This is a genomic window from Paenibacillus paeoniae (assembly GCF_003388735.1).
GTDB classification, from domain to species: Bacteria; Bacillota; Bacilli; order Paenibacillales; family Paenibacillaceae; genus Pristimantibacillus; species Pristimantibacillus paeoniae.
In genome coordinates, this window is record NZ_QUBQ01000003.1 from 329,608 (window position 1) to 352,915 (window position 23,308).

Below are 23,308 nucleotides of genomic sequence, written 5' to 3' on the forward strand. Positions count from 1 at the left end.
AGGGACGGATAGATGTTGAGAAGCTTTTTGAAACTTAAAAAATGGGTCGCATGTATGCTGGTAGTTGTGCTTGTGATCAGTATGACATTCACAGTGGGTGCCGCCCCGTTCACAGAAGCGGAAGCTAACCGCAGTTATAGTGAGTTGATGCAGTTTCTAGAGAGCGAATATGGCGTCGAGCAAGCTCCGGCGATGCTGGAGACGATTCAGAAGCTGGGGTTGGTTGATGCCAAGGGGCAGTTAGTGAGCCATCCTATTGATGTGGATGGGAAGAGCTATACCCTTGGTGGAATAAAGCAGCTTATAGAGGATGAGAACACCGATCTTACTCAAATCGCGGTCATAGACGGTAGAGAGGTCAGCCTTGGCGCGCTGAAGCAAATTATCGGCATAGAGGATCGCCTTGCACAATTTGAGCAGGTGTCCAATATAGACGGGGTGAGCTTAACGCCGGAGCATCTGGACAGTTTGCAATCGCTTGTGGGGCATGCCGGAAGCGAGGGGCTTAGTTTTACTTCGGCTGATGCGGGCGAGGATAGGGGTTATGACGACGATGTTATTGTTACTGTGGTCGGTTATCAATACACGCCTTCAGCGACCCCGGACAGTTATCAGCAGAAAGGCGGTTACGGCAACCTTGTTGTTACGTTCCGATTGAACAGGTCGCAGCCGCGCGCTGTTTCTTTCGATTATGAGCTGCTGCAAGGATCATTCCCTACACAGCGTCCAAAAACGAGCGGAACCGTTACGTTTCAGCCCGGACAAGTGGAACAGAAGCTGCAGCTCAATGGCTGGGTTAATAACTTTGAGGAGTTTTACTCGGCAGGTTGGGACAATATGGCTCCTAAACTTTGGTCAGGGATTACAGCAAATAAGTTTTATACATGGGAACAGGTTCAACAGATGTTCAGGGAGAGGGTTTGGGCAGGTTTTGCGAAGGCAGGTTATATCCACTTCCACAACTATAAAAATGTGGATGAAATCAACTTCGATCTTTGGCAGATTGAAAATTGGTATAAGTATGACTATCGTCCATTTAATCATGCTTATGAGGGAGGGGCGTATTTAGGCTACACGCTGGCACCAGGCAAAGCGGGATTGTCTAATTACAGCTACATGAATGCCTCGACGACGAGTCCTGATTATTTCTATTACGGGAAAACAGGCGGTTATACGATACCACGAAGTACGCTGAACGATTACGAGATTCGGGAAGTCAAAGCGCAGGGCGGCACGTACACGTCAGGTCAACTCATTCCGATGCAGGTTACGTTCGATAATGCGGTTGTGCGTAAAGGGTATTGGCCGTGGACGTATTTGCATGAACAATATGGCGATCTAAGCAGGCTGCAGTTGGCTAATGGCAGTATTGCCAAGCCGGATATTATTAACTATAGCGATGACAATCGTTCTCTCAGTAAGGTTGCAATGTCTCAAATATTCGGATTTGGTGCCATTGTAGGCAAGGGTGATAAGCCTGAGGACTTCCAGGTGGTTGCGGTGAAGGACATGATTAAGGGCGAAATATATAACCGTCCAAAAAGTGTCACAACACCGATTACCGTTCCGGCTGAGGCTCAAATCAAAGAGATGACGTGGGGGAAGGACTTTACCAATCAACCCGTGATTACGATTCATTATGCGCGAGCGGACGCATTTCCGGCGCAGCCGCTTATATTGGACAAATCCACTTATAAGATTGGGGAAACGGCTGTCGTTACGGTAAATATCCATGACGGCGACGAGTCGGACTGGATCATTGACGGGGCGCTTACGCCAGGAGAGATTAGCAAACGTCTGAAAGTGTCCATCGGCAACAGGGACAATGGACTGATAGAGCTGGATTGGAAGCGTGGTGTGGACGGCCTGCCTGTCAGCCCTCTTGCGCTGGAAGGCAAGGTACTGATTACGAAAGCGCTGGTAGATACGTTGACGGATGCAAATCCATTTTCCCCTGGCACACAGCTTCGGGCTAAATTGTACTATAACCAAAGCCCGCTGAATGACGGGTCAAATGGGGATGATTTTAAGCTTCTGACCCGTTCTTTTGTACCTTTTTCTGTCCCGGCTATCAAATACATCGAGCCTCGAGATCTCAGGATTGTTTATCCGAAATCCTGGTCCTCCGGCACAAGTCATGTTGTCACCTTGACGGATATGGAAGCGACCACACTCGCCTTTACGTATCCGCAGGATGCAACCTATACGATGCCGGATCAATTTCAATGGCGCAGTAGCGATGAGACGATCGCTGCGATTGCGGCAGACGGCAGGATCATTCCGAAGCGTCCAGGATCCGTCACCTTCACGGTTGTCGCCAAAAACAATGGGGAGCTGGCCACAGAGACTGCGATCACTTCGCAGTCGATTACAATTGGCGCAGGCGGCTCAGCGGCGATTGTCGTACCTGGCCATGCCTACCGGGTGTATGCCTACCCGGACGATGCGGCCGTTATGACTTGGACAACAAATGTGATGCACAAGTATGCAGAGCAGGCAGCGGCGGGAACAACTCCCAAGCAGGCGAATTTTAAAATCGAGTTGTATAGCGGTCATCTTAATGAAGCACAGCTGGCGGGACAAACGCCTATTGAGACATGGACGGCACCGGGAACGTCTGAACTGGTCAATGCTACAAGCTTTAGCATACCGGGCTCATACATTACGAATCTGTCTAGTCAATTTGTTCCGAGCTACACCGTCAGAATCAGCACGGACAATCCGGAATACCCGGATATTCCGAATCCTACTTTGTCGGCAATGGCTTATATTGTGGTAAAGAAGCCGCCTGCAATCGTGACGCTGGACAAAACGAAGGGACAGTTCGTAACGGACGATATCGGCGTGTTGACGCTCAACTGGAAGCTTGAACATTTCGACCTCCAGAACAAAGGCGACTTCGAGTTCATGGTGACAAAGAACGGAGTACTTATTCCCGATAGCCACATTACGTTTGATAGCGTTACAGGAGCATTTAAACGCAGCGGCGCTGCAGCAACAGGGGTAACGACGAGTGGCGGTACGTACGCGCTGGCTATAGATCCGGTAACGGGAAGCAAGCAGATCAAGGATGTGTATGCCATTACACTCTCGGCCCAAAACGGCCTGGATTCAACCAAATCCTACGATTCCTTGTATCTGCAAGTGTATAAGCACGATGCGCTCAACATTGAAGTGGATGGGCAAGCTGCAACCACGCTTACGATGAGCAACCGGGATACGATTAAAAATATGACGAGCGATGACATTATCGCATTGAATCGGAAGATCAGCCTGAAAAACGAGCTGCAAATCAACAATCGCGATTTTACCGATCTTGGTGCAATTACTGATCAGATCGCCTGGAAGTCCAGCGATAATGATGTGGCTGGTCTGTATTTTAATAGCAATGGTCTGGTTGAGAATATTGAGAACTTTCACTATTCGTCTTACCAGCCGAAGCAGAAGCTCCTGTTGTCTGGTCTTGACAACGGCCCTGCGAAGATTACGGCAACGCATGCGCATACAGGCATGAAGACAGAGCTTGATGTGACGGTCGAGACACTGAAGGATAAACTGTACTTGTTCCAGTTCTATCCAAAGACGGAAACTGTAATTACGTATACGAACAGCACCGGTGCCGAGAAGTCGGTGACGAGCAATGGCGACGGGGAGCTGGCATTGTATGAGGAGAGCGGCATTGTCAGCGATGTTTATGTGACGTCTACTTTCAACGGTACGACTTATACGGGCATAATCGATCGCTATATGCTCCAGACGAAGGAAGGCAATGCAGCGAATCTGGAGCTTTATCCGATCAACATCTTGCAGCTGCGCCAGCTTGCGCAGGTTGAACTGTTCTTTAAGAAGCCGGACGGCAGCCCTTATACAGGTGGATTGACGTATCGGGGCGGCGTCTACAAAAACGGTCATTATGCTGAAGCGACTGAAATCAGCGGTACGGGCGTAACGACAAAGCTGGGCGCTGACGGCAAGCTGCAGATTATTTTTGATACGACAGACTTCTATTCGATGGAAGCAGGCGAATTGAATGCAGCAACTTTGTCCGCGAAGGACCAGATTGAGTTTGTTCTGGAAATCATGTTCGAGGATGATCGGTACACGCCGCAATTGTTCACGTTCGACGGCAATACGAATCCGGTCGATATGATCGCCTTCGGCGGGAAAATATCGCGGTTGAATGAAAATTCGACGGGCCAGAAATCGCCGCTCATTGTGAACCAATATGTGACGAGCGGCCAGTCGACCCAAAGAACGTATGTGACGCAATATAGCGGGAAGTTCGGGCCGGGGAATCAGCACCCTAGCATTACGCTGACAAGCGAAATGCTGTGGTGGGGCGAAACCGTCGATGAGACCGCTTATGCAGAACTGATGAATGAATCCGGATTGAAGCCGCAAGGTCAGTCCTATCAAACGATCAAGTACCCGTTCTCCGACACCTATATAACCCGTCATGTGCAGGTGTTCAATAAAGATACAATTTGGCTCAAAAAGGCGGAGAGCGGCTCGGTGCATTTTAAGCTGTACGATAAGCCGGACAGCTTCAGAAAGAGCTTCGTTTCGGCCGCGACGCTCGTCAATATGATCGGGGTTGCCGAGATCAGCCAGGCAGAGCTGCAGAGACGGCTCGGAAAATTGAAGCAAGATATGGATGGGACAAACGGCAGATCCGGTAAGCCAAGTAATAACGACAGGATGATGCTGGAAACCTTGGAGCTGATGAGCGGCTTGAAATTGGATGCCGGTCCTCTATCCATGCGCGTGTACCCGACGGACGATCCGCTAGTATATAAGACGATCATTTCCGCCTCATTGGGCGAGATGCCGAATTCGCAAGGCAGCGGCGGAGCAGTGGATTTCTTCAAGTCAGATAATAACTATGCGCCTGGCGCCGGGGATCTGTATGGCATTGCGATGAAAAATTATATACAAGATCAGAAGAGAGAATATACGAAGAGTAAGGCGTCGCATTCCAACAATAATGTTTTGTTTCATGCAAGCGGATATTACACAGGCGAAATCAAGTACAACCCGAAGACAGCCGCATGGGAAGCAATTGTGCACAACGGAGGCTTCACCGCAGGCGGCGGCTTCGAATATACACAGAACTGGAACATGATGGCGGGATTTGTGCCTGTCACATTCTCGCTGACAATTGGCGGCGGTGTTGAAGTTGATTTTAAGGCTTCGGCACTGTTTGATGAGTTGCCGGGGCATTCGTGGAAGGACCCCCGCTCGGAGAGCGTGAACGATTATTTGACCTCGCTGCGTATTATCGCTTATGTGGAAGCATTCGGCGGCATCGGGTTCGACTATTCCGTTATAGCAGCCAAGATCGGTGTGTTCGGACGTGTAACCATCGAGAACAAGAGCACGTGGCTGAATCGGGATTACTTGCAGGATTCAGGCCAGCGCGTGTTATATGGAAATAAGTTGACTCTGGAAGGCATCGTCGGCGTCAGAGTCGTGTTGAAATTTTTATTTATATCGATTAAGCATGATTTTGCATCGCTGCGCTACAGCCATTCGTGGGTATTCAACAATTGGAACAAGATTTATGACTACTGGAATGAGAATGCCTCGATGCCTCTGACGGCAGCGAATATGGAAGTGGCGATTGCAGCTTATATGGAACATATCGGGGAGGACCCGATGCAGGTCATAGAATCGCAAACGATTGAAGACAGAAGCTATCTGGGGCGCTATGCCCGTTCCTGGAATTCACAAGAGGACAGCGCTAAGGCGAGAAGTGTGTCCACGTTGTCAGCCGGACCTGATGTGATCGAAAGCAATTCGTATCCGTACTCTAATCCGCAAGTTACGCAAGAAGGGAATATGCTTGTTTACTTGTCGGATGGCAATAGCACCGATATCGAGGATACGGTTGCTTCATGGGCGTTGCGAAACGGCAATGGCTATTTGAAGAAAGGCGCCATAGCTACGAACCCTGCGCACAAGGGTTATGGGGATACAGGCTTGCAAGTGGCTGGAGAATACAATACTGTGGCTGCTGTCTGGGTAACCCAGAAGGAGAAGCAGAATAAGGCAGCCGGAGAAGTGCTAACGAATGAAGAGATGCTGGAGATGGCCAACAGCTCTGAAATTATGGTTGGGATTTATGATGGCGTAGGTAGATGGACAACGCATCAACTGACGAACAACCAGCATGCTGATGTTGCTCCGGTGGTGGCGGTTGAGAACGGCAAAGTATTTGTTGCTTACCGTAGCGTGAACTCCTCGAATCCCGACAATCCACTCGATTTCTCGGAATCGGATAGCATCGTCTATACCGTATACGATATAGCCAAGCGGCAGTGGAGCGACGTCGAAACGCTGTATAACGGAACGAACGGTACGGTGATGGGATTATCGGCTGATATGCTGCGTGACGGGAAGGCGGCTGTCGTCTATACGGTCAATAAAGGCAACGTCGATGGAACCTCGGCAGACGACTATGTAGCCGCATCGGACAATGAAATCATCTATGCGGTGATCGATACGGCCGATGCTGGAGCGACGGATGCCACGATGTGGAGAACGAAGGGAGTTGTGAAAAATCTGCAGCTCACCCATGATGACAGCACGAATGAAAACCCGCAGATCACAAGTGCCAATCTTGCTGACGGCATTGAGAGGTTCATTATTGCATGGCATGCGACAAGTGAAGCAGCCGGCGTGGTGACGCAGGACATTAAACTGGCAGCTGTCAACGGGGATGGGGAAGTGTATACCGATTTTATCGACAGCTTAAATACACTGAACGCGCATCAGGAGCTTAAGATCAATCCGAACTTTACGTTCTCCAAGAGACGCAGTTTGTGGGATGGCATTGAACATCTATCTATTCTGTGGAAAGAAGCTGAAGCCGATATTAGCCCGACTGAGGTGGTCACTCGCGATGTGCTGAAGGCTGTGAAATTTGGCATACGGGACGGAGAATTGTATTTGTCAGGTGTGAATACCATTACCGTCATGCCGGATTATACAGAGCTTGATACCATTAACGCCTTTGTGACCGACCCTAGACGGATGCGGGTGGTACTGCTTGGCACAACGTATACAACAGATACAGACGTGGTCGGCAGCATCAAGCCAAATGGCGATGGGGACGATGTTCCGGTTCACGTATCTCAGACGGTCAGTGCCATGTACACGACACTTGGCACTTACGAGAATCAGTTTGAGGCGGACAAGGTGCTCTTTAATCCAGCAGAGGTCGTAGCTGGCTATGACTTGCCGATACAGTTTCAGGTCATAAACAAAGGCCTGGGCAACATGGAATCCGTCGAAATCACGATTGACGGCCAGCGAACCGAGTTCAGCAATTTGGAGCTTGCGCCGAATAGCAGCGGAACCTTTACGGCTTACTATGCTGTGCCAGCTGACATTAAGGATGTATCGTTTCAAGTTGACGCAACCTTTGCCCCTGTTACAGGTGTCGTTAATAAAGAGACATTATCGGCATCGGGCGAGGTTAAGCTGGATATTCCGGATATCGGTATTTCACAAATACAGCTGTTGAAGGAAGCGGACGGCAAGCGTACCTTGTCTGTGCCTATTTACAACAAAAATGATACTACCCTGGTGAATAAGGGCAGAGCCGTCAAGCTCGGCCTGTACAAGAACAATCAGTACGAAGCTGACCAGTTGATCGGCAATGTCATGTCCATCTCTGATGGGGCAACATTGGATTTGATTGAACAAGGGGCGTATGCCCATCGGGTTGATGGGGACCTGACGGTGTACTTGCAAGAGCTTGGTTTGACGGAGATACCGGAGAAAGGCATTACGGTATATTTGCGCAGCTGGGTTGAGGATGCCAATGGCGACATGATCTCTGAGTTCGATAAAACGAATAATGAAGCCAAAGTGACACTCCATAATTTGTCAGTTAAAAATAATAACCGTAATGTCTTGCTGACATTGGAGCAGTTGAATTCCGCTTCCAGTACCAGTGTCAATCTGACGATGCAAAATATGAATATGGCGCCGGTAGCTTCTGGGAACGTTCTACTGAATCTGTTGGATGCCGACGGCCATATCTTGGAGACTGCCTATTTGGCAACGGATCGTTCGCAATTGCTGTCTTTCTCCGCGGAGGAGAAGAAAAAGGCAGACGTACAGTTCAGTCAAATCGGTGATTCCGTTCAAGCTGTATTTTTCTATGAAAATGCGGATGCCATGGATTCCGCGTTGAGTACAGTGACGTTCAGCGGTATTCCGCTTCACTTCTCGGCAGGTCAAACGACGTACCAGCTGCAAGCCGCCGATCTGCGCAGAACGCAGCTCATTGCAGCGGCTGCTAATAGCGGTTCGACGGTAACATTGCTGGACGGAGCGGGCAATCCGATTGCTTCGGAGACGGGGTTTGTCTCCGGGCAGCTTGAGCTTATGCTCTCGGAAGCTGGTGCAATAAATGATTTTGTTGTGCGTGTAGAGCCGGAAAGTCCAGCAGGAACGGCAACCGAATATCGATTCCAGATTACAAATATGCAAACGGAAAAACCAGCTCTTGAACTGCTGGTGAAAGGGTCGAAGGGAGCGGATGGCAAGTATACCGGTGTTGTCGAATTGTCTCTGTCTCCATACGATGTTGAAGATTTCGGCATGGAGAAGGCCTTTTATAAGGTGAATGATGGTAACTGGGTAACCGTGGCCTATGACGGAACAACTGAGCAGGCCTTGACCACGCTATCCATTGAAACCAGCTATAAGGTTGAGGCCAAAGTTGTATTGGCATCGGGTTTGGAATACACCCTTGATCATGCCATGTTCGAGATTGGCTCGACACCGATTGAAATGGTGGACCCAGTTCATTCCATTGTGACGGTATCTGTCGCACAGGTAGTAGCGGATGGAAAGGAAGAGGCAACAATCAAGGTAAGTTTGGTGAATAGCGCGGGAGACGTTATGAGCGGACGCCAGATCTCTCTAACTGCAGATATGGGCAACTCCACGATTACGGAGGTAACGCCAATTACCGATCACATGGGTGAAGCGGGATTTACAGTGACCAATACGGTTGAGGAAACAGTCTGGTATACGGCAACGGACGTTGTAAGCGGAGTTGCCCTGTCTCCTGTACAGGTAGAATTTGTGGAAGTGCCTGTTACGCCGACGCCAACACCGACGCCGACGCCGACGCCGACGCCGACGCCAACACCAACACCGACACCAACACCGACGCCAACACCAACACCGACACCAACACCGACGCCAACACCGACGCCGACGCCAACACCGACGCCGACGCCAACGCCGACGCCAACACCGACGCCAACACCAACACCAACGCCAACACCAACGCCGACGCCGACGCCAACACCGACGCCGACGCCAACGCCGACGCCAACACCAACGCCAACACCGACGCCGACGGCAACACCGACGCCGACGCCAACACCGACGGTGAAACCTACGCCGGAGCCGACTGATCCGCCGAAGTCGGTGTTCAAATTAGAGTTTATTTCGTTGGAGGAGCTAATTCGGTCCATTAAGGAGAGACTCTGGGGCGCAGCTTCGGTTGATGTGAAGAGCTTTAGCGACCTTAGAGAGCATTGGGCAATGAAGTCCATTGAGTTGCTAGTGAAGCTTAACGTCATAAAGGGGTATGACGATGACAGCTTTAGACCGGATCATTCCATCACGAGAGCGGAGTTTACCGCTATGCTTACAAGGCTGTTCAGGTTTGAGCAGACAGATGCGCCGTCGGCAGCCTTTGGGGATGTGCAAGGACATTGGGCAGAGAAAGAAATCCAAACCTTGGCTGGTTACGGCATTGTCAAGGGATATGCAGACGGAAGCTTCCAGCCGAATGCTACGATAACGAGAGAAGAAATGATTGTCATGATGATGAGGCTGGTCAATGAAGAAGAGCTTCCTCAAGCGAGTAACGCATCATTTCAGGATTTGTCCCATTCAGGACTTTATGCAAGACGTTCCATTGAGGCTGCTGTGAAAGCAGGAGTGATTACAGGCTATGATCAATTCATACGTCCAAAAGGAAATGCAAGCCGTGCAGAGACGGCAACGATGCTGCTGAGGCTGCTGCAGTTGGAGCCTGAACTAAAAGAGATATTGAGAAACGAATAAACTATTCAGTCAACCGCCTAATTCCGCGAAAGCTAAAGCCGCCGCTGTTGGGCGGTTTTGTTGTCGGTACGATTCAATCTACATACATAGATGAAAATTTATGCATAAAAAGGTGAGGCCTGAACAAAATAAGTTGGGCAATTCAAACAAACTTTCAAGGAGGCAACACATGAACCAGTTTCAATCAGGCCAAACATCCAGTCAAGTGCAACAAATCGAAGGTATCGTACAGCAATTGATTCAACAAACGCAGCGGGCATCCGCACAGTATGAGCAGCTGTTAAAGCAAGAGCAGGAAAATGCTCAGCTGCTTCAGCAGATTGCTCAGCGCGAACAGCAAGCGGCGCAAATCATTCAAACGGCTTTACAAGGCCATCAGACGGCCGTGCAACAAATGCAGCATATTACTAGCCTATGCAACCAAATCTCACACTCAACCTCAACCGCTGGCAGCTATGTTGCGAGCACACAACAGCCATACACGAATTACAGTGGCTCCAGCTACTACCGGCAATAAGCTGAATTATTTGGCATGATTGTACCCCCTGATTGCATCACAATCAGGGGGTTATTGCTTTGTGTTAATGCTGCTCAGAAAGAAGGGGGAGAGGTCTCTCTGCCGGCCCTTCCATGACTTCGCCAGTAATGGAGAATCTGGAGCCATGGCAAGGGCAATCCCATGTCCGATCTCCGTTATTCCATTCGACCTCACAGCCCATATGTGTGCATGTGGTATCAACGATGTAAAGCTTTCCTTCCTTGTCGCGGTAAGCACCGGCTCTTCGTCCATGTAAGGTGACGGCTGCACCCTCATCCGGTTCCAGATCGTCAGGCTTGCGGTGAACCATCTCCAACTTGCCGCTGATGAGATGCTTGGCGACGTCGAAATTGTCGACGACCAGGTTTTTGAGCGTTTTGACGGAGAGGGATCTGGATGGTGAGAACAGCTCTTCGTAGCGATTCTCTTTCTCTTGAATGAGATCACTGATGATCATAGCGGCTGCGGTGCCGGTGGTCATACCCCACTTTTGATAGCCGGTAGCGATATAAATATTCGACTTGGAATCAGCATCGGTAATACGACCGATATACGGAAGTTTATCGCCTGTAACCAGGTCTTGCGCCGACCATCGGTAGAGGATCTCTTCGGTCTTAAATTGGTTAGCGGCATATTCTTGCAAGGCTTCGTAGTGATTAATGGTACATATGCCCTGGCCTGTCTTATGCTTCTGCCCGCCGATAATGAGGAGGGGTGAACCGTCTTCTGCAGTCGCGCTCCGAATAGAGCGCTTCGGATCCTCCGCGCTAATATACATGCCGCCAGGATAGTCGATATTGGATTTCACACCAAGCGCGTAAGAACGCTCCGCATGCATACGGGCAAAAAAGAACCCGAATCCATCGTAAAACGGGAAGTGTGAGCAGATGGCAACATGCTTGCACGTGACGGCATGTCCATCGGCCGTACGCACAGTGGGCAACTGCCCTTTCTCAATATCTATGGCAGTAGTTCCTTCGTACAGATGGCCTCCGGCTTCAGTGATCTGACGGACTAACGATTCTAAATAGCGTAGAGGATGGAATTGGGCTTGGTCATCCATCCTGATTGCTGCTCTCGATGAGATGGATGTTAAAGGAATGTGATCCACATATGCTGCAGGAATGCCGATTGACTCATAGGCGGTCATCTCTTTCTCCAGCTTGCGGATGTAATCTTCCGAGTTGGTGAACACATACGCATCCTGCCGCAGCAGGCTGCAGTCGATAGCGTGCTGATTAACGGTACGTTCAATAAACCGAAGCGCATCCTGATTCGCCTGGAAGTAAAGCGAGGCTTTCTCTATTCCTTCTTGATTAATTAGCTCGTCGTAGATCAGATCATGCTGTGCTGTTATTTTGGCTGTGGTATGGCCTGTTGTTCCATGAAGCAGCTTGCCGGCTTCCAGCAGAATGACGCTGAGGCCCTCTTTTGCCAGCAAATAAGCGGTTGTAATGCCGGAGATGCCTCCTCCAATGACAGCTACATCGGCTTCTGTATCATGCTGAAGCTTGGTGTAAGCGGGCAGTCCATTGAGAGATTGGAGCCAATAGGATTCCGGATAAGTCGGCAGCGGTGGCAATTTGGCCATCGTAATCCCCTTCCTGAAGTAAGGTGCTCCATACATTTCTTCCCTAAATCAGGCATTCTATTCGACTATGAACGATCCCATTGCAGCTGTTGGCGGATCTCGAATTGAAGCGTGTCTTCAATGTCGGAAATACGAAGCATCAGCCGCGAGAGATCGTGAAGCGAGAAAGGCTGCTCGGCTACGGCTGCAATTTGTTCGACGTAAGCTTGCAGCCTCGGAAGATGGATGCCGAATGTAGTTGAATCATCGACCTTGCGAACATAGACATGGTCGGGAACGGATAAGGCCATGCTGTCCATATCGCATTCATCGAACAGATATTGCTCGAAGGGAGCGTCTAAGCTCAGATATAATGTATGGCTCCAGTCAAGGGATTCTGTTCCGTCTAGCATGAACCATACAGGAACCAGCTGGCCCGTATCACCGTCCTGCTCGTAAAAAACAGCTTGTCTCATCGCTAATGGGTCGCTCCTTTCTTCATATAGGTCTGCTGTTGCAGTTGCCTCAGCAGCTTGGTTGTCGCTTCGGAATAACCCTGATCGCAAGGGGGTTGAGCGGCCAATCTGGCGCGCATATTGCGGTCCCTTCGTTCCTGGTTCACCCGTCTGGATATCCGTTCGAGCCTTGCTTGCGCAAAGGCGGCAGGCACGCCGAAGGCTTCGGCTATTTGGCGATAACAAGAGGGCTGCTGCGGGATAGCTGCTGCATCTTGAAGCATATGAACGGGCATGGCGCTGTATAGCTGAAACAATCCCGCCTGGGTCTCTTGCAAACTTACGAAAGAGGGGGGAAGCTCTCGCTGATTGCCAGCATGCATAGCGGGGTGACATAACTCATGGAAAAAAGCGAGACGCTGTTCATATCGATCCAGATGAATGTTCAAAAAAATTAAGCAGTCTCCATCTTCATCATAAAGTACTTTCGTCTCGCCTTCCGTATAAGCAATAAAGGCATCAAAAAGGGAAGCGATATGATCCAAATCCTCCAAATCCCCGGGAACCAGTATGCCACCTTCTTTAAATTTGGCTTGAATCCACAGCTCCATAGCCGTAGGTCGATAGAGTTCGAAGTTCAGAAGCTCCATGCGGCTCCTCCTTGAATGAGAATGTGTGTTCGCTTATTGGGCGAAAAATTAAACCCCTTGGGGTTTAATGACAAATGGCCATGCCGGCCAGCTAATCTATGTAGTTCAACCTATCATTTATTCTTTTAAGGATTCTCGTTCCCTGCGACGTTTTTCCTTGAATGCCCGAAACATCTCCAGTTCACGCTTCAAATGCTCGGCTTCTTCCTCATCCATTTCTTCTGGTGGGCCGCCTAAGTATGCAATATAGACGCCTGAATCCGGCTGGGTGTTTTGACCAACTGCAGTCTTCGACGCGGAAGAGAAGCTTGTATTTTGTAAAGATTTTGAATCGGGATTGTCGGAGAGATCCAGCAAATAATCGGCGTTCGTATGGAGCGCGTCTACCAGAGCAGCCAACGTCTCATGCGGAGGTGCGCTGCGCCCTTGCTCATAGTTGCTGATTGCGGCCTTGGTCAGGTTAACTTTGTGCGCGAGCTGCTCTTGCGTAAGCTTACGAAGCTTTCTGCATTCTGTTAACCGATCGGCTCTAAACACGATTATCTCTCCTTAATGGTTTTGCAAAGCAAAATTTGCTAAACACAATTCTCTTTTTGGGTACAAGTATATTGTACTACAAATCGATAGAATTACAAGTGGAATACAAATTATATGTATTTCTATCTTGACATACAAGAATCTTGTACCTAAAATAAAGGCAGACAGTACAAGAATCTTGTACAGCGGAGGCGATGCAATGATTAGCGGACAGGCAGCACTAGCTTATTTGACAAAACCTACGACGGAGGAAAAAAAGCAGGCACAACGCATGCTTAGGAAATATAGTGAGCTGAAAATGATTGTGGAAGACTACAAAGCACATGAAGAACTGCTCAGACAAACGATCTATGGAAGCGAGATTACGCGACGACTGGATGGTGAGGAGCTCTATGCCAACAAGACCGTTAATGCGGTACAGCTTGCTCAGAATCAAAAGCGGGCTGCCGAGGAATGCGAACTCATTCGAAGCGCGATTGAGAGAGCGGTCTCGATGATTCCCGACGATGAGGCACGGCAGGCGATTACGCTGCGATATTTGCGAGGACATACGTATTCGGAAACACTCTATTATATGAAGCGGGGCGACAAAAGCTCCACCGTAGACCGGCGAATGAACGATGGAATGTTATCCGTAGCACATACGCTGAAGATGTGGGGACTGTTGAATTGGGATCTACATAGTGAGAGTGAGTGAGGCAAAGCGTTACAAAGTGAGATCGATATCTTCCGGGTATCGATTTTTTGTTTTCATATGCTCGGCTCTATTGGGGGCAAGTTGAGGGTAGATTGGGGAGCACACGGGGAAATTCCTATGATAAGCTTTAGTTGTCGAAAAAGCGAACAAACGTTCCTGTTTTGAAAAAGTTTCGGCAGCAACAATTGTAACGCATCGACAGAAAGGAGGGCCACGCACCATGACCGTTACGGCAAATAGCGTCAGGGAAGATATGCTCCATCTGTTAGCTAATCATTTTCCTCTGCTTACTGTCACAGGCGAAACTTCGCAGATAACGGTAAATCCGAGAACGATGCTGCTTGAGCTTAAAGCGATGTCTCAGACGGCGATGCTCGGCGGTTACAACAGCCGGGCGCATTCATTCGGCATTACTTACCCGGAGCCGGCAAGCTCGGATACTAGTATCGCGGAGCTGCATGATTTGGCAGAAGAATTGTATGAACTGTTTCAGCTAGTCGAGATTGGCGGTACACGATATCGCGTATCGGATCTGAAGCATGAAGTACGGGATGGAAAGCTTCATTTCACCATGGGAATCACCATTCGAGTGAAGCGTGTGGAGCCGCAGGCGCCGAGAATGGGCGTTATTGAACAGAAGGCGGTGATGAAATGAACGGCGAATCCGAAGAGATCGTGGAGCGAGCGTTCACGAAAGACCAATTGCTGCGAGCCAGAAGCTGGTCCGCACGGGAAAGAAATTTGCTGGACGCATTGCTTGAGAACGGGGAGACCTATTCCATTCCTCAAGTAAAGCAACTGGCGCAAACATTTATGAATAGGAGAGTGGAATAGTATGACCGGAGGAAATTGGACGGCAACGAATAAAGTAAGACCAGGTGTATATGTAAATTTCAATAGCGCACCGCAGCCGCTGGGAGCAGTTGGTGAGCGTGGTATCGTAACGATGCCTGTGACGCTTCCGTGGGGTGAAGCCAAGCGGATTATCACTATCGAAGCGGGAGAAAACACAACGGAGAAGCTCGGCTACCCTGTGTCGGCACCGGAGCTGCTGCTTGTACGCGAAGCGCTGAAACGCGCCAAGACATTGTTGCTATACCGGGTAAACGAAGGCGTGAAAGCATCGGCAACTCTGGGTGAACTGATTGTAACGGCTCGTTACGGCGGCGAGAGAGGCAATGATATTACCGTTGTGGTTGAGGCCAATGCGGATAGCCCGGCATTGTTCGATGTGAGTACGCTTGTTGCAGGCGTGGAGAGAGATCGCCAGACGGCAGCTCATATTGCCGGCTTGAAGGCTAATGCATGGGTAACCTGGAATGCTTCCGGCAGCTTGACCGAAAGCGCGGGCATCCCGCTAACGGGCGGTTCCAACGGCAATGCCGTTAACCAGAATTATATCGATTACCTTGATGCCATTGAGACACAACAGTTTCACACCCTGGCACTTCCTTCTACGGATGCGGAATTGAAGGCTCTGTTCGTCTCCTTTATTAATAATTTGCGTGACAACGAAGGCCGCAAGGTTGTCTTGGTGGTAGAAAACTATCCGGCAGCCAATAACGAAGGCGTCATCAGTGTGAAAAACGGCGTTGTACTGGCAGACGGCAAGTCAGTTTATGCTGCCCAAGCGACCGCATGGGTCGCAGGCGCATCCGCCGCAGCCGGAGCTAACGAGTCGCTCACTTATGCGGGTTATGACGGCGCAGTCGACGCTTCTCCAAGATATACCCATACCCAGACCGTTGCAGCTTTGCAAAACGGCGAGCTCTTGTTCTCGCAGGATGGCACACGCGCATTTGTCGAGCAGGATATCAATACGTTTACAGCTTTTACGCCGGACAAAGGACGCTACTTCAGCAAAAACCGTGTCGTTCGCGTACTAGATGCGATCAACAATGATATTTCCCGCGTGTTCAGCTCTTACTACATCGGCAAAGTAGCAAATAATGCAGATGGCCGCACGCTGCTCAAAAACGAAATTGTCAACTATATGACGAATCTGCAAAACATCGGCGCGATTCAAAACCTGGATTCCGATGCGGATATTACCGTAGCGCCAGTTGAAGGCCAGTCGGATGGCGTCCTTGTGGGACTCTATATTCAACCGGTAGACGCTGTCGAAAAAATCTATATTTCCGTGGAGGTAAAATAATATGTCATACATGAACGTACAAGATACGATTAGCGGCAAGCAGGCGAAAGCAACGGTCAGCATTGACGGTATGATGGAGGAACTGTTTTATGCCAAAACAGGCGAAGCAACGATCGAGAAGACTAAGGCCGACGTGCCTATGCTGGGCAAAACAACGGTGGGCAAGAAGACGGTAGGCTGGACAGGTACGGGTACGCTTACGCTTTACTACATCACATCCAAGTTTCGTGAGCTGACGAAGGAGTACGTAAAGTCGGGCAAAGATTTCTACTTCGATCTGACTATCGTGAATGAAGACCCGGCTTCCAGAGCGGGCAAGCAGACCATTGTGCTGCGCCGCTGCAACCTGGACAGCATTCTGCTTACGAAGTTCGACGCAACGGCGGAGGACTCCTTGGAAGAAGAGCTTCCGTTCACCTTTGAGGATTTCGACATCCCGGACAAGTTCAACTCGCTTCAATCCTAAGATTTTAAACTTTTGAGGAGGCCATTATTTTATGAGTACATTGCAAGATTTTTTGAACAGTCACCCTGTAGATAATTTGACGGAGGAGGTTGTCATTTCCGACCGATTCAAAGACAAGGACGGCAAGCTGATGAAGTTTACGATCCGTGCGATGAGCGCGGACGATATGGCATCGTACCAAAAGCGTGCAATGAAGATCAATCCGAAGAGCAAGGATCGTAAGGTGGAAATTGATTCTGGCGCAATTTCGAAAGCCATTGTCATTAATCATACGGTTGTTCCTAACTTCAAGGATGCGGCCAGCATTCAGAAGCTGGGCTGCTTTGATTCGGACGGTTACTTGCAAAAGGTGCTGCTGGCTGGCGAAGTCGAAGAATTGTCGAAGGAAATTCAACGGATCTCCGGTTACAATACGAACTTCGAGGAGCTCGTAGACGAAGCAAAAAACTAATTCGCGAGGGCGACAGCGACGCCAATTATGCGTACTACGCCCTCATGAAGTTCCACATGACGCCTCGCGAATACATGAGCCAGACCCGGGAGGAGAAGGCCTTCATGATTGCCTGCATCCAGGAACGCATAGCAGCTGAGCGGAAGCAGAACGCGAGGAAGAAGTGATTGTTCATATACAGGGACTGATTCTCTTAACAGGGAGCAGTCCCTTTGATCGTACCCGAAAGGTGGTGAATCGATGAGTTCGACAAAAGCTTTGGTTAGGGGACAAAAGCAGCTGTTAGGCGTCGTTCGAGGCATGATGGGCTCCATGAACCTCGCTGCTTTGGCCGTGGATGGCATGCAGCGTTCCATGATAGTAGCAGAGCGCAAAGCAGCGGAGCGGATGCAGAGTAGCATGAGCGCTATGGAACGTGCGGTCACAGCTATTGTCACTCCTTTGGATGAAGCGGCTAAAGGAATAGCGGCCTTGGCGGAGGCGATTGATGCAGCTGGCAAACGTATGATAAGCGTCTCTCAACCGATAGCTTCGGCGGGGATATCTACAGCAATTCAGCTTCCAAGTTTTGTTCCCGCAGAGCCTCCGGCACAGGAAACTAAAGCGGTATCGTTAGAGTCGGAACGAGCCAAGCTGGAAGAGAAAATCAAAAAAGAGGTTATTCCTAAGTTTGGGGAGTTTATTGGAATAATCGGCTCCAACATTCCGGATATCAAGTCGATTACAGAGGATGAAAAGAAAAAGACAGAAGAAAAGAAGAAGCAAGAAACCGAGATGGCTGCGAGTAAGCAAATGGAAGCCATACTAAGCAGTCAGGGTGCCATTTTTGAAGAGATGTCCACTAAGTTGACTGGTCTTGCAGCTCTCCAAATGTCATTTGGCACCCAATTGAAAGAATGGCTGGATTCCATGCATAAAACGATCCAAAGCGGATTCAACGCAGCCAATGATTCCCTAAGCGGCATTTTGGCCAAAATTTCGAGTATCGTCTCTTTCATTACGCAATTTTCTTCCGGGCGTGGCTCTGGAACAATGGAGGCTCTTCCCTACGGCGGGTCTTCCAATTTATTGCCGGTTCCTTATAAAGAACCGGAGAATAGCGTTGTACTGGCGAACAAGGCCACTAGTGGTCTGCAAACTGCCAATGCCATGTCTGCAATGGATGTTATAGAACATTCCCCAAGCAATACGCTTGCTTTGCCGGCGCCTGCGGTCGAAGGGGCTGCGGCTGGAGCTGATCAAGCAGTTGAGGCGACTGCAGCCGAGGAGAAAAAAAAGAAGCTGGATGCACTGCCAGGTGTCGCAGAGTCGGTTTCGGTACTTAAAAATAATTTGACTGCTCTCATGTCGGAAAATGCAGCTGTCGTTGGTTTTATGGCTGATAACTGGTCCGCTTTCGGCTCTGTATTTGATGGTGTTAATAAAGCAGTCAATATTTATAACACGCTACAAATGATCAGCCAATCCTACATGGCAATTTCAGCTATTGCAATGAGGGTATTGACAGTTGCTACTACTGGTTTGAAAACAGCATGGAATGGTATGAATACAGCAATGAAAGCCAATGTCATTATATTAATTATTTCATTAGTCGCTGGCTTGGTTACAGCAATTGTAGGGCTATGGAAGACCAATGATTCCTTCGCAATGTTCTTCTATAGGATTTGGAACGGTGTTTTAAACTTCATAGATCAAATACCAGTAATCATTAATGAAACGATACTGGCAGTCATGTTGGTCTTTCAGAAGCTGGCAAGCTTCTTTAGTGATTTCTTTGAAACATTATTTGGTTTTTTCAAAAAAGTGGCGAATTTTGTTTTAGACCTACTGGGAATAAAGGTGGACATACCGGAATCACTTACGTTTGATACTGTGGTGAATCATGCAGTTGAAACGCAGAGAGCAAAAGTGAACAATGCTAAAGAAAAGGCAGCACAAAATGCTACAGACCGTGAAAATAAATTACAACAGTTTTTTAGCGATCGCGAGAATGAACGTAATAAAGAGAAAATGGCTGAAGAAAAAATAGCTGAAGAGAAAGCTGCGAACGCATATGAAGATCCAGGCACTCAATTTCAGCAAGATGCGATAGTAACAGTTGGAGGCGGCCGTCTGGACGAGGTCGGCAAAATCAACGATACCGTTGATATCAGCAGTGAAGACCTGAAGACGATGCGCGAGTTGGCCGAACTGAAAAATATCCAAAACTTCGTTACGCTGCAGCCGTCCGTTAATGTGCAAACCGGCGATATCAGAAACGGGATGGACGTCAGCTCTATGGTTCAAGCGATTACGACGGTGCTGCAAGAGGAGATCGCTGTTTCGGCAGAGGGGGTATATCGATGAGCTATCGGATGCAGCTGAGCTTTAACAATGGCACTGAAGTGCTTGATATTCAGGTGCTGCCTTCTTCGATCGAGATTTCTGACGGGGGAAAGGGCAATACGTACGATGTTGTAGGCTTGGGCGAGATTAATGTCATTAAGGAACGCAAGCTGTCCGAGTATGCGTTCAGCAGCTTTTTTCCTGCAAAATTATACCCATTCATGCTTCCCCCTCATGATGATAAAAAAAATGACCCGGAGCCAGTCGTTAAGGTCGTGCCGCCAATTGAACAAGTTCGCAAAATTTCCCGATGGATGGAGAGCAAACGCCCCATCCGTTTTATATTTCAAGGCGGTACTACCGCTTCTGATGTGGTCATTAACACTCCGGCTACGATCGAATCCTTCCAGTGGAAGGAGGTAGCCGGGGGCATAGGTGATATTGAATATTCCATTAAGCTGAAGCACTACCGATTCTATGCGGCGAAAAAAGTCGTGGTACAGAATAACGCAGTTGTGCCAAAAGGGGAGCAACGCCCGGATGATCGCGCCAAGGCGAAGACGTATACGCTTGTGGCCGGAGATACGCTTTGGAAAGTAGCAAAGTCCAAGCTTGGTGACGGCAACCGCTGGCGCGAGATTCAAAAGCTGAACGGCATTAGCGACGCTGAGACGAAGCGGCTGCAGGTTGGAAGGGTGCTGAAGCTGCCATGATTCGAGTGATGATTGACAATAAGAACGGCAATGTATGGGATATTTCTGACATCGTTGGGGACTTGACTTGGAAGACAAGCCGGATCGGCAAAGCGGGTACCCTTGATTTTACGCTGATCAAAGGCGGGCTTTATGAGCTTCAGGCTTTTCAGATTCAAAACGGTGATATCATTCATGTGACCAAGGATGACAAGCCAGTGTTCTACGGCTATGTTTTCAGTGTTGAGGGAGGCAGCGAGGAGGCGGTCAAGGTGAAGGCCTACGATCAGATTCGTTATTTGCTGTCCTCCGACACGTTTGTTTTCGAAAACAAACGGGCTTCTGAGATTATTCGAACAGTTGCCAACAAGCTGAAGCTGAAAGTCGGTCATCTGGCCGAGACGCCATATGTTATTCCTGAGATGGTGGAGGATGGGCAGAAGCTGCTGGATGTCTGCGACAAGGCGTTAACGCTGACGCTTATTCACAAAGGGCAAAATTTCGTTCTCTATGATGACTTTGGCTCACTGACACTTCGTAACATCGAAGACATGCTTGTTGATTTCTATATTGGCGAAGGCAGCTTACTGACAGATTACAGTCTGTCCACATCGATTGATCAAGACACGTACAACCGCATTGTTCTCTATCAAGACAACAAGAAAACGGGAAAACGGGAGCTCCATGTGAAGCAGGATAGCAGTAATATCGCCAAATGGGGAACGCTTCAGCTCTATCAATCGGTCGACGAGAAAAAGAATCAGACCCAGATTAATGAGCTTCTTGATCAGTTAACCACTCTGCACAACAGGGAGAGCAAGACGCTCAAGCTGAGTGCGATCGGTGACATGCGCGTGCGTGCAGGCTGCTATGTTCGGGTATGGATCAAGGAATACGGCGTGAATCAGCCTTTTCTTGTGAATGAATGCACGCATAAATTCGATAGCGCCTCCCATACGATGGCGCTGGATGTGAAGGTGATTGGATGAGTATGTTGGAGCTGATCAAAAAAGCCGGAGCAGGAGCCGTGGAAGCAAGTAATCCCGTCAATATCCTGTACGGCGAAGTTGTATCTGTTCATCCGCTGAGCGTGCGAGTCGATCAACGATTCACGCTGCCGGCGGGTTTTTTAATCTTGACGGAAAGCTTGGCGCTGCGCGGATTGGAGCAGGGGGATCGAGTCCTCTTGCTTCGGATGCAAGGCGGTCAGCGATATGTGGTGCTTGATCGGACGGTGAGCGCATGATTCCTCAAGGAGGCGTATTAAGCCAAATAATCGAGGTTGGCGAACAGCCTTCCCGTACATGGAAGCTGGATGTGGATCGCGGACGTGTGACAGGCATGACCGATGGCATGGATGCTTTGCGGCAAGCCGTCTACAAAATATTACAGACTGATCGATTCAGGCATCTGATTTACAGCACAGATTACGGGCATGAATTAAAAAGTTTATTTGGCAGGCATCCCTCCATTGCAGCGGCTGAAGCAAGGCGAATGCTTGAAGAAGCGTTGACGCAGGATGATCGCATTGAAGCGGTTGAAGGAGTCAGCGCCAGCATGGAAGGCGACCGGATGATGCTTTCGTTTACTGTAGTCTCGCAATATGGGGCGTTTGATGCCGCGATGGAGGTGAGTTAGTTGGATAATGTTCAAACGATGGAAGTCATTTTAGAGCGTATGTTGGACCGGGTTCCGGGCAGCATCGACAAGCGTGAAGGCAGCGTAATTTACGATGCACTTGCCCCGGCAGCAGCCGAGCTGGCGCAGCTTTATGCAGAGATGGAATTGCAGCAGCGACTGGGTTTTGGTATTACGTCAAGCGGCGAATACCTGGAGCTTCGTACAGCTGATTTTGGCGTGAATAGGCAGCCGGCGACAACAGCCCAGCGCAAAGGGTTGTTTTACGGTGAGAATCAGGCCCCGTTAGATATTCCGATTGGCAGTCGGTATGGAGGCGAAGGAATCAATTATGTGGTTCGCGAGCGATTGTCCGCTGGCGTATTTAGAATGGAATGCGAAATGCCCGGAGCGGGAGGGAATCTCTATTATGGCCCGTTGCTTCCGCTAGATTTTATTAATGGCCTCGTAAGGGCTGAACTGTCGGATGTCATTGTGCATGGGGAGGATCTGGAATCCGATGACTCGCTGCGAGCGAGATATTTGCATCGGGTGCGCAACCCGTCAAGCGGCGGCAATGCGGCTGATTATCGAAACTGGGCGCAGGAGGTTCCGGGCGTTGGCGGTGCTAGAGTATATCCGCTATGGAATGGTGCGGGATCGGTGAAGGTCGTTATTTTCGATAGCCAAATGAAGCCGGCTGCGCCGGTACTGGTGAATACGACAAAGGCTTACATCGATACGGTCCGTCCAATTGGTGCTGCGGTTACAGTCGTTTCTGCCGCGGCTAAGTCGATTTTGCTCAGAGCTAAGGTAAGACTGGCGGATGGCTATGTTTTGCAGGATGTAACAGAGGCGCTCGCTTCATCCGTCCAGGCTTATCTGAGAAGCGTGACCATTGATTCTGATTATGTGAGTATTGCCCAGATCGGGACGCTTTTGCTGCGTACCCAAGGGGTAATCGATTATACCAATTTGACGCTGAACGGAGCGGCAGCGAACGTCGAGTTGGCCTCGGAAGAGCTTCCCGATCTGACCGGCGTGGAATTGGAGGTGTAGG

At 49.4% G+C, this 23,308-nt stretch carries 18 protein-coding genes; 14 read left to right on the forward strand and 4 right to left on the reverse strand.

Translation table 11 applies throughout. The annotated features are described in order from the left end of the window. The first annotated feature begins 12 nt into the window (after positions 1 to 12). Together DX130_RS17795 and DX130_RS17800 are read left to right on the forward strand one after the other, a co-directional pair. Positions 13 to 10,095, forward strand: a complete 10,083-nt coding sequence (locus tag DX130_RS17795; RefSeq protein WP_116047652.1) for an S-layer homology domain-containing protein — start codon at positions 13 to 15, stop codon at positions 10,093 to 10,095. A 169-nt stretch (positions 10,096 to 10,264) separates the two neighbouring features. Then, positions 10,265 to 10,612 carry a hypothetical protein gene (locus tag DX130_RS17800; protein WP_206098845.1) on the forward strand — a complete coding sequence of 116 codons (348 nt, stop codon included), beginning with the start codon at positions 10,265 to 10,267 and terminating at the stop codon, positions 10,610 to 10,612. 64 nt (positions 10,613 to 10,676) lie between these two features. Here DX130_RS17800 and DX130_RS17805 read toward each other — a convergent pair whose 3' ends face one another. The 4 genes from DX130_RS17805 to DX130_RS17820 form a co-directional block, all read right to left on the reverse strand. Further along, the gene (locus tag DX130_RS17805) at positions 10,677 to 12,224 is read right to left on the reverse strand and encodes an FAD-dependent oxidoreductase (RefSeq protein ID WP_116047653.1); all 1,548 of its coding nucleotides are present in this window, start codon (positions 12,222 to 12,224) and stop codon (positions 10,677 to 10,679) included. Between the two features lie 65 nt (positions 12,225 to 12,289). Continuing rightward, a complete protein-coding gene (locus tag DX130_RS17810) occupies positions 12,290 to 12,679 on the reverse strand; it encodes a hypothetical protein (protein ID WP_116047655.1) in 390 nt (129 codons plus the stop codon). 2 nt (positions 12,680 to 12,681) lie between these two features. Next, the gene (locus DX130_RS17815; RefSeq protein WP_116047656.1) at positions 12,682 to 13,308 is read right to left on the reverse strand and encodes an ImmA/IrrE family metallo-endopeptidase; all 627 of its coding nucleotides are present in this window, start codon (positions 13,306 to 13,308) and stop codon (positions 12,682 to 12,684) included. A gap of 117 nt (positions 13,309 to 13,425) precedes the next feature. Then, positions 13,426 to 13,845 carry a helix-turn-helix domain-containing protein gene (locus tag DX130_RS17820; RefSeq protein WP_116047658.1) on the reverse strand — a complete coding sequence of 140 codons (420 nt, stop codon included), beginning with the start codon at positions 13,843 to 13,845 and terminating at the stop codon, positions 13,426 to 13,428. Positions 13,846 to 14,044: 199 nt separating this feature from the next. On the opposite strand from DX130_RS17820, the gene DX130_RS17825 reads away from it, so the two are divergent. The 12 genes from DX130_RS17825 (at position 14,045) to DX130_RS17880 (ending at position 23,307) form a co-directional block, all read left to right on the forward strand. Then, on the forward strand, positions 14,045 to 14,542 hold the full coding sequence (locus DX130_RS17825; RefSeq protein WP_116047660.1) for a hypothetical protein: 498 nt from the start codon (positions 14,045 to 14,047) through the stop codon (positions 14,540 to 14,542). A gap of 220 nt (positions 14,543 to 14,762) precedes the next feature. Then, positions 14,763 to 15,197: a phage tail terminator family protein gene (locus DX130_RS17830; protein ID WP_116047662.1), complete on the forward strand. Its 435-nt coding sequence runs from the start codon at positions 14,763 to 14,765 to the stop codon at positions 15,195 to 15,197. Next, the gene (locus DX130_RS17835; RefSeq protein WP_116047663.1) at positions 15,194 to 15,376 is read left to right on the forward strand and encodes a hypothetical protein; all 183 of its coding nucleotides are present in this window, start codon (positions 15,194 to 15,196) and stop codon (positions 15,374 to 15,376) included. Before DX130_RS17830 ends, DX130_RS17835 begins: the two co-directional genes overlap by 4 nt. Position 15,377: 1 nt before the next feature. Continuing rightward, positions 15,378 to 16,697: a phage tail sheath family protein gene (locus DX130_RS17840; protein ID WP_116047665.1), complete on the forward strand. Its 1,320-nt coding sequence runs from the start codon at positions 15,378 to 15,380 to the stop codon at positions 16,695 to 16,697. Between the two features lies 1 nt (position 16,698). Further along, on the forward strand, positions 16,699 to 17,163 hold the full coding sequence (locus tag DX130_RS17845; protein WP_116047666.1) for a phage tail tube protein: 465 nt from the start codon (positions 16,699 to 16,701) through the stop codon (positions 17,161 to 17,163). Between the two features lie 31 nt (positions 17,164 to 17,194). Then, the gene (locus DX130_RS17850; RefSeq protein ID WP_116047668.1) at positions 17,195 to 17,614 is read left to right on the forward strand and encodes a phage tail assembly chaperone; all 420 of its coding nucleotides are present in this window, start codon (positions 17,195 to 17,197) and stop codon (positions 17,612 to 17,614) included. A 240-nt stretch (positions 17,615 to 17,854) separates the two neighbouring features. After that, on the forward strand, positions 17,855 to 19,960 hold the full coding sequence (locus DX130_RS26710; RefSeq protein ID WP_206098846.1) for a hypothetical protein: 2,106 nt from the start codon (positions 17,855 to 17,857) through the stop codon (positions 19,958 to 19,960). Next, positions 19,957 to 20,652, forward strand: coding sequence for a LysM peptidoglycan-binding domain-containing protein (locus DX130_RS17860; RefSeq protein ID WP_116047669.1), 696 nt, complete (start codon positions 19,957 to 19,959; stop codon positions 20,650 to 20,652). The genes DX130_RS26710 and DX130_RS17860 overlap by 4 nt, the downstream gene beginning before the upstream one ends. After that, the gene (locus DX130_RS17865; protein ID WP_116047671.1) at positions 20,649 to 21,620 is read left to right on the forward strand and encodes an XkdQ/YqbQ family protein; all 972 of its coding nucleotides are present in this window, start codon (positions 20,649 to 20,651) and stop codon (positions 21,618 to 21,620) included. The genes DX130_RS17860 and DX130_RS17865 overlap by 4 nt, the downstream gene beginning before the upstream one ends. Further along, positions 21,617 to 21,877 carry a DUF2577 domain-containing protein gene (locus DX130_RS17870; RefSeq protein ID WP_116047672.1) on the forward strand — a complete coding sequence of 87 codons (261 nt, stop codon included), beginning with the start codon at positions 21,617 to 21,619 and terminating at the stop codon, positions 21,875 to 21,877. The genes DX130_RS17865 and DX130_RS17870 overlap by 4 nt, the downstream gene beginning before the upstream one ends. Next, a complete protein-coding gene (locus DX130_RS17875) occupies positions 21,874 to 22,269 on the forward strand; it encodes a DUF2634 domain-containing protein (RefSeq protein ID WP_116047674.1) in 396 nt (131 codons plus the stop codon). The genes DX130_RS17870 and DX130_RS17875 overlap by 4 nt, the downstream gene beginning before the upstream one ends. Continuing rightward, positions 22,270 to 23,307, forward strand: coding sequence for a baseplate J/gp47 family protein (locus tag DX130_RS17880; protein ID WP_116047675.1), 1,038 nt, complete (start codon positions 22,270 to 22,272; stop codon positions 23,305 to 23,307). Position 23,308 lies beyond the last annotated feature (1 nt).

What these genes read in the sequence shown, in the direction of transcription:
- DX130_RS17875 (WP_116047674.1), top strand. Translation starts at nt 21,874, where the DNA reads ATGATTCCTCAAGGAGGCGTATTAAGCCAAATAATCGAGGTTGGCGAA.
- DX130_RS17835 (WP_116047663.1), top strand. Translation starts at nt 15,194, where the DNA reads ATGAACGGCGAATCCGAAGAGATCGTGGAGCGAGCGTTCACGAAAGAC.
- DX130_RS17850 (WP_116047668.1), top strand. Translation starts at nt 17,195, where the DNA reads ATGAGTACATTGCAAGATTTTTTGAACAGTCACCCTGTAGATAATTTG.
- DX130_RS17795 (WP_116047652.1), top strand. Translation starts at nt 13, where the DNA reads ATGTTGAGAAGCTTTTTGAAACTTAAAAAATGGGTCGCATGTATGCTG.
- DX130_RS17865 (WP_116047671.1), top strand. Translation starts at nt 20,649, where the DNA reads ATGATTCGAGTGATGATTGACAATAAGAACGGCAATGTATGGGATATT.
- DX130_RS17800 (WP_206098845.1), top strand. Translation starts at nt 10,265, where the DNA reads ATGAACCAGTTTCAATCAGGCCAAACATCCAGTCAAGTGCAACAAATC.
- DX130_RS17840 (WP_116047665.1), top strand. Translation starts at nt 15,378, where the DNA reads ATGACCGGAGGAAATTGGACGGCAACGAATAAAGTAAGACCAGGTGTA.
- DX130_RS17845 (WP_116047666.1), top strand. Translation starts at nt 16,699, where the DNA reads ATGTCATACATGAACGTACAAGATACGATTAGCGGCAAGCAGGCGAAA.
- DX130_RS17860 (WP_116047669.1), top strand. Translation starts at nt 19,957, where the DNA reads ATGAGCTATCGGATGCAGCTGAGCTTTAACAATGGCACTGAAGTGCTT.
- DX130_RS17830 (WP_116047662.1), top strand. Translation starts at nt 14,763, where the DNA reads ATGACCGTTACGGCAAATAGCGTCAGGGAAGATATGCTCCATCTGTTA.
- DX130_RS17815 (WP_116047656.1), bottom strand. Translation starts at nt 13,308, where the DNA reads ATGGAGCTTCTGAACTTCGAACTCTATCGACCTACGGCTATGGAGCTG.
- DX130_RS17810 (WP_116047655.1), bottom strand. Translation starts at nt 12,679, where the DNA reads ATGAGACAAGCTGTTTTTTACGAGCAGGACGGTGATACGGGCCAGCTG.
- DX130_RS17870 (WP_116047672.1), top strand. Translation starts at nt 21,617, where the DNA reads ATGAGTATGTTGGAGCTGATCAAAAAAGCCGGAGCAGGAGCCGTGGAA.
- DX130_RS17825 (WP_116047660.1), top strand. Translation starts at nt 14,045, where the DNA reads ATGATTAGCGGACAGGCAGCACTAGCTTATTTGACAAAACCTACGACG.
- DX130_RS26710 (WP_206098846.1), top strand. Translation starts at nt 17,855, where the DNA reads ATGAGTTCGACAAAAGCTTTGGTTAGGGGACAAAAGCAGCTGTTAGGC.
- DX130_RS17805 (WP_116047653.1), bottom strand. Translation starts at nt 12,224, where the DNA reads ATGGCCAAATTGCCACCGCTGCCGACTTATCCGGAATCCTATTGGCTC.